This is a genomic window from Salinicoccus sp. Marseille-QA3875 (assembly GCF_054950095.1).
The window spans coordinates 1,374,001-1,386,147 of sequence record NZ_CM143103.1 but is presented as its reverse complement, the minus strand read 5'-3'; the positions used below and the strand labels follow the sequence as shown (position 1 = coordinate 1,386,147).

Genomic DNA, 12,147 nt, shown 5'->3' with positions numbered 1-12,147 from the left:
TAACAACCACAAAACGGTTTGTTTATCTCATATAGTGCTTAAGTTTGTCGTAATCCAAAGTGTTTCCAAACCCGATTTCGTCGGATATCTGAATCTCGAAGTTTTCAACTTTGATATCTTCCAGAGTCAATTTATCCTGGTAAAGCAGCGGACCGAATATTTCTGTTCCGAATTTAAATTCTGGTATCGTCGAATAGACACTCGCTGCGATGGCATTACCTACTGTGGACTCGATCATCGTCCCGCCGTATATTCCGAAACCTGCAGCTTCAGCAATACCTGCAATTTTTTTCGTTTCCATAATACCGCCATGCTTTGCAGGCTTCAGTGCGACAGCATCTCCTGCTCTTTCTTTGATGATGCGGTATGTATCATGCAGTGACGTGGTCGATTCATCAGCCAAGATTGAGACGTCGAACTTCTCGGTCAATCTCTTCATGCCTTCGTAGTTCCATGTTGGAAGCGGCTGTTCTATCATGGATACGCCCATTTCTTCCAAAGCTCTGATTTGCTTGGATGCAGTGTATTCATCCCACGCCTGGTTGATGTCCACAGTTATTCTGGACTGGTTACCAACAGCTTTGATGATTTCTCCTACATGATTGACATTGGCTTCAGGATCACCATGTCCAATTTTCAACTTGAAAATATTATGTCTTTTGGTGTCCAGCATCTCTTTTGCTTCTTCAATATCTTTCCCGGTATCTCCACTCGCAAGCGTCCATGCCAATGGAAGGGAATCGTGGATTTTTCCGCCGAACAGTTCGTAAGCTGGAATTTCACGTTGTTTTGCAGCTAGATCAATCAAAGCCGTTTCTATGACAGCTTTGGCAAAGTAATTGCCTCTGACGTGTTTGGCAACTGTAGTCATTATCCTATTGAACTTCATCGGGTCCTGATCTATCAGATGCGGAACGATATACTTATCAACATTGGCTTTGATTGCTTCTACAGTACTGTCACCGTATGAGGCACCACCGATGGTCGCAACTTCAGAAACACCGGTTCTTCCGGACTTATCTTTAATGATTGCGATTACAATTGCCTGCGTAGTAATGGTTGTCATCGCAAGCTGATGGGGCCGTTTTACAGGCAGATCGCAAATGTAAGTATCTACACTGTCGATAAAAATATTATCCATTTTCACACCTCCATTTGTACGAAAATAGTACTTAAATATGTTATTCGAACACAGATTCATTATATGGGTAGGTGAAAGCGTTGTCAATAAATAATTTGAAAATTTTAAATTAGAAAATTACAATATTATTTGATGTATCTCGAAAATGAAATTTTTGTCAGTAATTTCATATATAACATGCTGATTCACACTCTAAATCAATGCACATGAAATAAACATTACATAATATATGTAATTTAATTGCATGGCGTGAAATAAATACACTTTAAAAGAATATATCTCCTTATTCACAATATTGACATTTTTTGAGAAACAATATATGTTTGTTGAGAATACATAATAAAGGGGATGTTTAACAATGGGTGAATGGTTTGCTGATATTACAGCCCAGCTCAGCGGTTTTGTCTGGGGACTGCCGTTGATTATATTTTTAGTGGGCACAGGGGTATTTTTAACGATTAGAATTTCATTTTTCTCTTTTCGAATGCTGCCTTATTCTTTGAAGAAAGCTTTTAGTAAACAAGACGACAAAAGTGAAGGGGACATTTCACATTTCCAAGCATTGATGACGGCTCTTGCAGCCACTGTCGGTACCGGAAACGTCGTCGGTGTGGCTACAGCTGTCGTAATTGGTGGTCCCGGCGCAGTATTCTGGATGTGGATGACCGCGCTGGTCGGTATGGCTACCAAGTATTCAGAAGGTATTCTCGGGGTTAAATACCGTCAGAAAAACTCTAAAGGAGAAATGTCCGGTGGACCGATGTATTACTTGGAACACGGGCTCGGTCAAAAATGGTTAGGTGTACTGTTTGCCATATTTGCAGTTTTCGCAGCAATTTTTGGTATTGGAAATATGATTCAGGCCAACGCAGCATCAGGTGTTGCGCTTGATGTATTCAGCGTCCCTACATGGGTGACTGGTGTAATTATGGCTGTTCTGGTTGGCGCCGTATTATTGGGAGGCGTCAAGAGTATCGGCCGTACTGCCGGTGTTCTCGTACCATTTATGGTTGTGTTCTACTTGATTGCCGGTATTGCAATTTTGGTTTTAAATTTCGATCTTGTTCCTTCAGCTATCGGCTTGATATTTACTGATGCCTTTACAGGAAATGCAGTTGCCGGTGGTGCTCTTGGTACGGTAATCCGTATGGGGGTCGCCCGTGGTTTATTCTCAAACGAAGCAGGACTTGGTACAGGCGGTATCGCTGCAGCTGCTGCGAGAACGGATGTACCTGCACGTCAGGCTCTGATTTCAATGACTCAAGTATTTATCGATACTATCATTGTCTGTTCGATTACAGGTATCACTTTAGTAATGGCGGATATGTACGGGTCAGGTACCGAAGGTGCTGCACTGACAGCACAGTCATTTGAAATGATGCTGCCGGGTCTAGGTAACTATGTTGTAGCAATAACACTGCTGACATTCATCTTCTCAACAATTTTAGGCTGGGGTTACTTCGGAGAGAAATGTTTCACTTACTTGGTCGGTTCTAAGTTTACGATGTTATACAGAGTGATTTTTGTACTTGCAATCGTGCCTGGAGCAACAATGTCACTTGAGACGGTTTGGAACTTGGGAGACATCTTTAACGCATTGATGGCCGTGCCGAACTTGATCGGACTGATATTGTTATCCGGTGTCGTAGTTGCTGAGACCAAGATCTTCATAGATATAAGAAAGAAAGAGAAAGAACAGGGAATAAGTTAAATTTATAAATGAAAAAGCAGCCTGTAAAATTTTGCAGGCTGCTTTTTCATTTTCCATTACCATTCTTCTATATCGTCCCGCACTTTATAGGTCAGTGTTTCACCGTGGCGTTCTTCCAGGTTCTTTTCAACTTCTTTTAAAGATACTCCTTGCTGCTGCATCATCACAAGCAGGTGATAGAACAGATCGCTTGTTTCATCAATGACTTCTTTTTTATCTTCATTTTTTGCAGCGATGACAATCTCTGTCATTTCCTCACCGCATTTTTTCAGTATCTTATCCATGCCTTCATCCGTAAGATATTTGGTATATGAACCTTCTTCCGGGTTTTCTATTTTACTTTCAACGATTTTCTCAAGACTCTGCAGACTGAAGTAATCATCGCCAAAACAGCTTTGTGTGCCCAGATGGCATGTCGGCCCGTGGGGCTCCACCTGGATCAGCAGTGCGTCCTGATCGCAGTCCAGAGTCATTTCTTTAACTCTCTGAATGTGACCGCTGGATTCTCCTTTTTTCCACAATCGTTCTTTGCTTCTTGAGTAGAACCATACGACGTTATCTTCAATGGTTTTCTGATAGGCTTCCTCGTTCATGAAACCGTTCATCAATACCTGTTTTGTCCGATGATCCTGCAGGATGACTGACAGCAGTCCGTTACCTTTATCAAAATCAGGTGTCATGAAAGTCTCACCTCAAATCCTTCTTTGTCCAGTGTTTCTTTCAAGTCTTTAATTTCCACTTCCTGATTGTGGAATATCGATGCTGCAAGACCGGCAGAGATATCTGTTTCATCGAACAGTTCCACGAAATGTTCGATATTACCGGCACCGCCGCTCGCAATGATCGGTATATCTACAAGTTTGACGGCTTCTTTTAAGAATTCTATATCAAAGCCTTCTTTGACACCGTCATGATCAATGCTTGTAATCAGCAGTTCTCCCGCGCCGAGTCCAGCAACCTTTTTTACCCAGTCGAACGCTTTGATGTCTGTACTTTTACTGCCGCCGTGTGTATGAACGTAGTAATCTTTCCGCTCACTGTCATATTTGACATCAATCGCTACACAGACGCACTGGCTGCCGAAAGTATCTGCCGCTTCTTTGATCAGTTCGGGATTTTTAATCGCTGCCGAATTAATACTGACTTTATCCGCACCTGCATTCAGCAGTTGTCTGATATCATCCACACTCTTGATGCCGCCGCCGATAGTGAGTGGAATGAACAGTCCTTTTGCCGTCTCACGTATGACGTCAAGCATCAGCTCATGACCATCCTGCGTTTTCGATATATCAAGAAATACCAGTTCATCTGCATTTTCGGCATTATATCGTTTGGCAAGCTCTACCGGGTTTCCGACATCTCTCAGACCGACAAAGTTTACACCTTTGACTACGCGTCCGTCTTTGACATCTAGGCAGGGGATGATTCTTTTTTTAATCATTTTATGCCCTCCCAAAATTCGTCGTTATGACTCGCTTTTCCGACGATTGCATTTTCAATGCCCATGGACTCAAGCTTTTCCAAGTCTTCTTTGCTTCTGACACCGCCGCTTGCGATGACCGTATGTTTTGTCAGGTCATTGATACGCTTCGTATTTTCAAAATTCGGCCCTTGATTCATTCCATCCTTATTGATGTCTGTATAGATGATGCCCGCAAGTTTCAAGCCTTCAACTTGAGCAAGGTAATCATCAATCGTAATATTGCTGTTTTCTATCCAGCCATTGACATATATATCATCCTGTCTTGCATCCACACCCACAAACACTCTGTTTGGATAGCGTTCGACCACTTCTTCCAACCACTCGACATCCATGATCGCCCTCGTGCCCAGAATGAAATAATCGATACCGATCTTGTCATAAGTCTCTATCGTTTCCAAAGTTCGTAAACCCCCGCCAATCTGAAGGGGACGGTCAGTCAGAGACTTCAATTTGGTAATAATTGTCGTTTCCAGTGCATCTTGTTTTAATGCACCCATCAAATCCACAATATGGATTCTTGCAACCTGTTCAAAAGTCGAATAGAACTTCACCGCTTCTTCAGGCGTTCGTTTCATCGATGTTTTTTTATCATAATCGCCTTGTGTCAGACGAACATTTTGACCATCTATAATATCTACAGCCGGTATGATATTCATTGAAATCCTCCTTCGATTGCTTTACTCAGTATTGCCATTCCGGCGTCACCCGATTTCTCGGGATGAAACTGGATGCCGATAATATTTTTATTTTGTGCAACAGCAGGGACGTCCACGCCGTAGTCAGCTGTTGCAATGATATTTGGGGACCCGGTGACCATAAAGCTGTGAATAAAATACACATCTTTTTGATCAAGCGCTCCATACTCGCTGTTCAATGTATTCCACCCGAGGTGGGGCACAGGATATTTAGTGTCTATCCTGCTCACTGTGCCTTTGATAAGACCCAGCCCAGGGGCGTCGCCTTCTGTGCTGTAATCGAACAAAAGCTGCATACCTAGGCAGATGCCGATAATCCGTTTATTTTCAGCAAGTTCGATCAAGTCTTCTTTTATACCTAAAGTTTCAATCGTTTTCATCGCTTCTCCAAAGTGGCCGACGCCCGGTAAAATGATGGATTCACACTCCATTAAATCTTCTTTCCTGCTTGACAGAATAAATTCCTGCTCCAACTTTTCCAGTGCATTTTTGATGTTCTGAATATTTCCCAGGGAATAATCAACGATACCTATCATTCAATGACACCCTTTGAAGAAGGGATGCCTGACTCGCTTTCCTGCAGCGCTGCTTTCAAGCTGCGTGCAAAAGCTTTGAATATGGCTTCAATCTCATGATGCGTGTTGCCGCCTTTCAGCAGATCGACATGCAGTGTCATACGGCTGTTCATACTCAGGGCATTGAAGAATTCCATCACGAGTTCTGTATCAAAAGCGCCTACCGTCTCCTTTGAAAATTCCGCCTGGAAGTTCAAATGCGGGCGGCCGGATAGATCAAGAACAACGCGTGCCAATGATTCATCCATCGGGATATATGTCGTGCCGTACCTTTGGTACGATTCTTTTTCAACATATAAGTCTCTGATCAGCTGCCCGAGAATGATTCCGACATCTTCAACAGTATGGTGATCGTCGACTTCATTATCGCCATCTGCATCCACATAAAGATACAATTCGGAATGGAAAGAGAGCAATGTCAGCATATGGTCAAAAAAACCGACATTAGTCGAAATACTTGATTCTTTAAAAGATTTTTTATCATCTATCTTTATTTTAATCTGGGTTTCTTTAGTAGATCTTTCTTTTTCATACATTCTGATTGCTCCATTCTGTAATTAGTTCATTCAGACGCTTGTAGTCTTCATGTTTAATGATGGAATACCTGACGACATTTTTCAGTGATTCATTATTGTACATTCTGCATCTGAAGCCGTTATCCATAAGATGCTGTCCTAAAGCCATTGCATTTTCCCCGTAAGTAAATACAAAATTGGTATACGATTCTATGATATTCACCTTGTCGCTCACTTTACTGAATGCTTCTTCCAGCATTTCCTTCGACTTTTTCTGATAGTTGATAAAATCCGCCAAAACTTCTTTTTCTTCAAAGATTTTAGATGCCATATTCAGAGACAGCGAATTCACAGGATAGGGGTGGTTGATCCGAGTCACTTTTTTGAACGTTTCGCCCTGTGCTATGACCAGCCCGACCCTTAGACCTGCGACACCATACATTTTGCTTAAAGTGCGGATAATTAAAATATGTTCGCCTTCCGGTTTCTTAAAAGCCGGCCCAAACTCGGCATAAGCCTCGTCAATGACGAGATAACCGCCGATACGCTTCATTGCCCCGGACAATTTTTCCAGGTCCTCGTATTTGAACAGCTGGCCAGTCGGATTATGCGGCATTGATATTAAAAATAATGATGGTTTTTCTTTATCAATTTGAGTGAGAACTTCCTCAAAATCAAATCTGTAGTCTGCGTTACCGGGTACAGTGGTGAACTTCGCATCAACCTGATCAGAGTACTCTTCATACATTACAAAATCCGGTGCCACTGTCATTACGCCGTCCTGCCCGAGTGTCATGACGACTTTCTGGATCCACTCATCCGAACCATTGGCAACTTCAATATTATCCGGGTTTATATTATAGTAATCCGCATAAACGTTTTTAAAATTATCAATTTCAGCACTTGGATACTCATTAATTTTTGTTTTTGATAACACTTCCATCATCGCTTCCTCCGACAATGGTGATATTGGACTCGTATTTCTGTCCATGATAATCATGAAATCACTCCGTTCTAATTTTCAATGACTGATAATGTGCATCAAGTGCTTCTTTTTTGGCGACCGTCATCGCCGGTCCTGCGATTTCCTGGAATGTTTCTTCATTTAAAGAGATGACTGCATGGCTCGTTAAAAAATCATTGACGTTCAAGCCATGGCTGAAACGTCCGGTTCGGTCTGTCGGCAATACATGTGAAGGTCCGGCGGCATAATCACCGATTGCTTCAGGAGAGTAGTAACCTTCAAACACTGCACCTGCATATTTGATATTTTTAACGATCATGCCGGAATCCTTATGCTGTACCGAAACGTGTTCAGGCGCAATATGGTTTACCAGGTCTATCAGTGCTTCTCTGTAGTCTACAACCGCATAATGATTTTCTTTAATGGATGCTCTTATGATGTCCGCTCTCGGCTGATCGTCAATCAGTTCTTTTATCCGGTTTTCTATACGATCAATGATGCCCTCATCTTCACTGAGCAGGAACGTCCGTGCATTGGCATCATGTTCCGACTGTGCAAAAATATCATAGACGAGTGAATCCACATCCACTTTGTCATCTATATAAAGTAGGATTTCACTTGGTCCGGCAATCATGTCTATGCCTACCTCTCCAAATAACAGCCTTTTTGCCATCGCAACATAATAGTTGCCCGGCCCGACAATCTTATCGACTTTAGGAATTGTTTCAGTTCCATAGGCGAGTGCTGCGACTGCCTGGGCGCCGCCGACAGTGTAGACATTTTCCACACCGCATAAATACAGTGCAGCAAATGTAATGTTATCATCTTCAAATGTCGGTGTAGTGACATGGATTTCTTTCACTCCCGCAGCCAACGCCGGAACGACTGTCATCAATACGCTGGAAGGGTAGAGCGCAGTACCGCCCGGTACATAGACGCCGACTTTTTCAAGAGGGTAGTATACATACTTGAATTCACCGTCGTCCTGATCAGAATATTTTATCGTCTTCTGATAATCTTCTATTCTCTGCCTGATTGTTTTCAATGCTTCTTTTTCATCTTCTGGAAGTGAGTCATAACTCTTCTTTAATTTTTCAGCCGGTACTTTGAAATCATCCACTTTCATATCATCAAATTTCTCCGTGTATCTTCTTAAGGCACTGTCTTTATTTTTTTTAACGTCTTCCAAAGTTTTGATGACATCACTCATTCCGTCAAAGCTTTGATTCTCAACATATCTTTCTTCAAATAGTTTTTTAAATTCCAGAGCATCCATTAGAAAACCCCGATTTCTGTCAAAAATTTATATATCTCATCTTCTTTAGTATAGAAGGTTCTTTTATTGGCGATTAAACGTGCATGTATTTCCAGGATTTTTTCATACTCGATCAGTCCGTTATCTTTCAGTGTGTTACCCGTCTGGACGATATCCACGATCCCGTCAGTCAATCCAAGAAGAGGGGCAAGCTCAACAGAACCGTTTAAGTGTACCAGTGACACATCCATCTTCTTCTTCCTGAAATATTTTGAAGCAACATTTGTGTACTTTGTTGCGATGGTTTTCATCTCTCCCTGTCCGGGCAGTCCGGCCACTGAAAAGTGGCAGTCGCCAAAAGGCAGCTGGGACACATTCAGTATGTTGAACTCATCCTCCACAATAATATCCGAGCCGACAATACCGATGTCTGCAACACCACTTTCGACATATGTCGGTACATCGGGCCCTTTCGCAAAAATGAATTTAACATTATCAACCACTGTGTATAGAGAGCGGGTTTCTTCAGATAACGGCTTGATATACTGCGACAAATCATTATCTTCCAAATAAGCTGTAAAATCTTTAAATAATCTGCCTTTGGTCAATGCTACAGTAATCATAACAAACCTCCATTCGAAAGATTCACAGCAATGCCGAATGCATTACTGTTGTATTCACCGCCGCTTAAAAGCGGGTAATCATGGTTTAAAAACACTTGGAAATAAAAACCGTTGTAATATGACTGAGGAGAACGGAAAGATAGATCCAGTATGAATTTCATATTATAATCTTCCAGGTAACTTCTTAAGTGATTGATAAAACCGAGAACTTCACTGTCCCTGAATTCATCATTGATAATATCAATCTGGTCACTCACTTTGGCAGTCATTAAAACAGTGAGAGGATGTTCTTCACCCAGAACTTTTCTGATTTCGGATATATTTTTTTCATATATAAGATCTTTTATACCGCTGTCCAGGCTGTACTTCTCAATATACAAGTCCAGAAGTTCATCGTTATTAACGACGATCGCTCTGTAGCTGTCGGTTGTTTTGCTGTCAAAAAATGATAAGTGCATTTCGATACTTTTTAAAACATCCTCTTCACCGGGACCATACAGCTCGACACCCGCCTGGTAAAATGTTTCATAGCCTCTGACAACCGGACCAAAATAGCCGAAATGGCGGTGACTCAACTGGTAATTTTCATTGTAGTTTAAAAGAGAACGCGTCCAATCACTTCGAATTGACATCAATTGCTCGTTTCTTTCAAAAATAATCGTTGAAGGGTGATGTTCCTTATCCTTGATGTAAAAAGGCTCCACCATATTCATATCGACCAGATGATAATCTTCCTGGTCCAGAAGCTCTGTGTAATCCTGTGCTAATTTCAAACGGTTGATAATTAATGAGTTCTCCATGACAAATCTCCTTTAACACTTTAGCGTAGTGAAGAATAACTAATAAGTTTGATAATAACAAACATAACTGCAGTATGCAAGGATTGTCAGGATAATTGTTTAACACTTTAATTCGCTAAAGTAATTTGATAAGATTATTTTATTAATGGAGGGAATTTTTATGCAAATAGATAATATTAAAGACCAGGAGCTCGATGACTTATTTGAAGGAATATTGAAGCTTGAAAGTTTGGAAGACTGCTATCATTTCTTTGATGATCTGTGCACAACAAATGAATTAATCGCCCTCAAACAAAGGTTCCAGGTTGCCAAAATGATAAAAGAAGGCCACACATATAAAAAAGTTCAGGATAAAACCGGCGCATCCAGCGCCACAGTTTCCCGTGTCAAACGCTGCCTGGATTATGGCAGTGACGGTTACCACAGAATTATTGACCGGTTGGATTAGAGAATGGATTCTTTTCGCACAACTTTGAAATTGCTCATGACTTATACGTTCAAAGCTGATAATTCTATTTATGCAGACCACTCATCAGTAACGACTGTTGTTTTATAAGGGGAGGTTTATTATTAAAAGCAACCTATTTATGTTGATCAGCTCAGCGATGATCATCCGGTCTCTTTTCGCACCATTTATAAATGTGACACTGCCGTCCGGGATTGAAGAAGATATCGGTTACGTTGTAATGGCAAATGAGGCCCAGGAGGTCACTTATAATTTTATGTTGGCCCAAACCATTTTCGGTGATTACGATGAAAGTGAAAACAATTAGGTGTATTTTCAGTTCACCGCCCTGAATACGTTTAACTGTATCTATTAAAAGGTAAAGTGGAGTATGTATTACACGGAGGTGACCAAATAATGAGTGATGTAAAAACTGAAGCTGAAAAACTCGAAGGATGGGAACTTGACGGTGAAAAATTAAAGAAGACTTTTAAGTTCGATAAATATCTTGAGGGCATCGCATTTGTTCAGAAACTTGCAGTATATGCAGAGAGTCAGCAGCACCATCCGGGCATATCAATCAATCATACGAACGTCTCGATAACATGGACGACATTTTCGAAAAAAGAATTAACCGAAAAAGATATAGCAGGTGCGAAAGCGACGGATAATGTACTGAAAGCATAAAAATACAGGAGCAAAACCTTATTCCATAAGATTTTGCTCCTGTTTTATTTTGGTTTCAGACTATTTTAATCAATTCCTTTCTGGTAAATTTTACGTTCAAATGACGTCAGCAGCTCAACCCCTGATTCTGTCACTAAAAACGGTTCGGTGATTGAGACACCAAAATTTTCAAACCACATGCCGGGCATGAGATGGAATGTCATATTCGGTTCCAATATCGAATTGTCATGCTGCCGCAGGCTGATTGTATGCTCTCCCCAGTCCGGAGGATAGCTCAGGCCGATTGAGTAGCCGATCCTCGCTTCTTTTTCATAGCCGTATTTTGCAATCGTTCCTGCCCAGACGTTGTTAACTTCTGCGGCAGTGTGTCCGGGCTGGATATAATTCAATGTTTCTTCAATACCTTCCATAATGACTTTACCGACTTCCAGCACTTTGGGGCCCGCTTTTCCGAGTGACATCGTTCTGGCCATCGGCGCATTATATCTCCGGTAGGCACCGGCTATTTCTATCGTGACCAGGTCCCCCTCCTCATACCGTCTGTCCGACCATGTCAAATGCGGGCTCGCAGTCTGTTCCCCGGTCGGAATCATCGGTGCCATGGAAGGGTAGTCACCGCCAAAGTCCTCACTGCCATGCATTTGTGCACTGTAAATGGCAGCTGCCACATCATTTTCCCTTGTGCCGACTTCTATTGTTTCATAGGCCGCTGTCATCGCCTGCTGCACTATATACGCTGCATTTCTCATATAACTTATTTCTTTTTTACTCTTGATCAATCTCACCCAGTTGACGATTCCGCTGGCATCCTTCAATTCTGCTTCCGGGAGTTCATAGAGCATTCTTTCATGACATTTTGCAGTATAATAAAATGCATCCATCTCCACACCTATCTTCCGTTCTCCTTTTCCCATTTCAAGCAGAACTTCTGCTACATAGTCCATTGGATGTTTTATCGTCGACTGCACATATTCATCAGGATAGTTCAAAACATTTTGCGGATTCATCCAGGTGGTCTGTTCAGCACCTCTCGCATCCATCCCTCTGCCGATCCATAAAGGCTCTTTTTCATCAATGAAAACCACCACCACTTGATGCACATAGAAACTCCATGCATTATATCCTGTCAAATAACACATATTGGAGGGGTTTGAAATGACCAGCACTTCGATTCCATACTGCATCATGCTTTGTTTGGTTCTATTAAGTCTCTTTTTATACTCTTTTTTGGAGAACATCACATGTCTCCTTTC

At 41.7% G+C, this 12,147-nt stretch carries 15 protein-coding genes; 4 read left to right on the top strand and 11 right to left on the bottom strand.

Going from position 1 to position 12,147, the window contains the following annotated elements; translation table 11 throughout:
• Positions 1-22: 22 nt before the first annotated feature.
• Positions 23-1,141, bottom strand: a complete 1,119-nt coding sequence (locus ACY8DT_RS07050; RefSeq protein ID WP_462419626.1) for a muconate/chloromuconate family cycloisomerase — start codon at positions 1,139-1,141, stop codon at positions 23-25.
• A 358-nt stretch (positions 1,142-1,499) separates the two neighbouring features.
• On the opposite strand from ACY8DT_RS07050, the gene ACY8DT_RS07045 reads away from it, so the two are divergent.
• Positions 1,500-2,852 (top strand): alanine/glycine:cation symporter family protein, encoded by a 1,353-nt coding sequence (locus ACY8DT_RS07045; protein WP_462419625.1) that lies wholly within the window; start codon positions 1,500-1,502, stop codon positions 2,850-2,852.
• A gap of 56 nt (positions 2,853-2,908) precedes the next feature.
• On the opposite strand, the gene hisIE is transcribed toward ACY8DT_RS07045, so the two are convergent.
• The 9 genes from hisIE to ACY8DT_RS07000 are packed head-to-tail and all read right to left on the bottom strand — an operon-like array spanning position 2,909 to position 9,762.
• On the bottom strand, positions 2,909-3,532 hold the full coding sequence (hisIE, locus tag ACY8DT_RS07040) for a bifunctional phosphoribosyl-AMP cyclohydrolase/phosphoribosyl-ATP diphosphatase HisIE (protein ID WP_462419624.1): 624 nt from the start codon (positions 3,530-3,532) through the stop codon (positions 2,909-2,911).
• A complete protein-coding gene (hisF, locus tag ACY8DT_RS07035) occupies positions 3,529-4,293 on the bottom strand; it encodes an imidazole glycerol phosphate synthase subunit HisF (RefSeq protein WP_462419623.1) in 765 nt (254 codons plus the stop codon). Before hisF ends, hisIE begins: the two co-directional genes overlap by 4 nt.
• The gene (gene hisA, locus ACY8DT_RS07030; RefSeq protein WP_462422201.1) at positions 4,290-4,991 is read right to left on the bottom strand and encodes a 1-(5-phosphoribosyl)-5-[(5-phosphoribosylamino)methylideneamino]imidazole-4-carboxamide isomerase; all 702 of its coding nucleotides are present in this window, start codon (positions 4,989-4,991) and stop codon (positions 4,290-4,292) included. The genes hisF and hisA overlap by 4 nt, the downstream gene beginning before the upstream one ends.
• Positions 4,988-5,566 carry an imidazole glycerol phosphate synthase subunit HisH gene (hisH, locus tag ACY8DT_RS07025; protein ID WP_462422200.1) on the bottom strand — a complete coding sequence of 193 codons (579 nt, stop codon included), beginning with the start codon at positions 5,564-5,566 and terminating at the stop codon, positions 4,988-4,990. The genes hisA and hisH overlap by 4 nt, the downstream gene beginning before the upstream one ends.
• The gene (gene hisB / locus ACY8DT_RS07020; RefSeq protein WP_462422199.1) at positions 5,563-6,141 is read right to left on the bottom strand and encodes an imidazoleglycerol-phosphate dehydratase HisB; all 579 of its coding nucleotides are present in this window, start codon (positions 6,139-6,141) and stop codon (positions 5,563-5,565) included. The genes hisH and hisB overlap by 4 nt, the downstream gene beginning before the upstream one ends.
• Complete coding sequence (locus ACY8DT_RS07015; RefSeq protein ID WP_462422198.1) at positions 6,134-7,120, bottom strand: pyridoxal phosphate-dependent aminotransferase; 987 nt, start codon at positions 7,118-7,120, stop codon at positions 6,134-6,136. Before ACY8DT_RS07015 ends, hisB begins: the two co-directional genes overlap by 8 nt.
• Positions 7,121-7,124: 4 nt before the next feature.
• The gene (gene hisD / locus ACY8DT_RS07010) at positions 7,125-8,360 is read right to left on the bottom strand and encodes a histidinol dehydrogenase (protein ID WP_462422197.1); all 1,236 of its coding nucleotides are present in this window, start codon (positions 8,358-8,360) and stop codon (positions 7,125-7,127) included.
• Positions 8,360-8,962: an ATP phosphoribosyltransferase gene (hisG, locus tag ACY8DT_RS07005; RefSeq protein ID WP_462422196.1), complete on the bottom strand. Its 603-nt coding sequence runs from the start codon at positions 8,960-8,962 to the stop codon at positions 8,360-8,362. Before hisG ends, hisD begins: the two co-directional genes overlap by 1 nt.
• Positions 8,959-9,762, bottom strand: a complete 804-nt coding sequence (locus ACY8DT_RS07000; protein WP_462422195.1) for an ATP phosphoribosyltransferase regulatory subunit — start codon at positions 9,760-9,762, stop codon at positions 8,959-8,961. The genes hisG and ACY8DT_RS07000 overlap by 4 nt, the downstream gene beginning before the upstream one ends.
• A 160-nt stretch (positions 9,763-9,922) precedes the next feature.
• Between ACY8DT_RS07000 and ACY8DT_RS06995 the strand changes: the two genes are divergently transcribed.
• From ACY8DT_RS06995 to ACY8DT_RS06985, 3 genes are all read left to right on the top strand, one after another.
• Positions 9,923-10,210: a YerC/YecD family TrpR-related protein gene (locus ACY8DT_RS06995; protein ID WP_462422194.1), complete on the top strand. Its 288-nt coding sequence runs from the start codon at positions 9,923-9,925 to the stop codon at positions 10,208-10,210.
• A 139-nt stretch (positions 10,211-10,349) separates the two neighbouring features.
• Positions 10,350-10,535 (top strand): hypothetical protein, encoded by a 186-nt coding sequence (locus ACY8DT_RS06990; RefSeq protein ID WP_462422193.1) that lies wholly within the window; start codon positions 10,350-10,352, stop codon positions 10,533-10,535.
• A gap of 89 nt (positions 10,536-10,624) precedes the next feature.
• Positions 10,625-10,894: a 4a-hydroxytetrahydrobiopterin dehydratase gene (locus ACY8DT_RS06985; protein WP_462422192.1), complete on the top strand. Its 270-nt coding sequence runs from the start codon at positions 10,625-10,627 to the stop codon at positions 10,892-10,894.
• A gap of 65 nt (positions 10,895-10,959) precedes the next feature.
• Here the strand turns inward: ACY8DT_RS06985 and ACY8DT_RS06980 are convergent, their stop codons facing one another.
• The gene (locus ACY8DT_RS06980; RefSeq protein ID WP_462422191.1) at positions 10,960-12,132 is read right to left on the bottom strand and encodes a M24 family metallopeptidase; all 1,173 of its coding nucleotides are present in this window, start codon (positions 12,130-12,132) and stop codon (positions 10,960-10,962) included.
• Positions 12,133-12,147 lie beyond the last annotated feature (15 nt).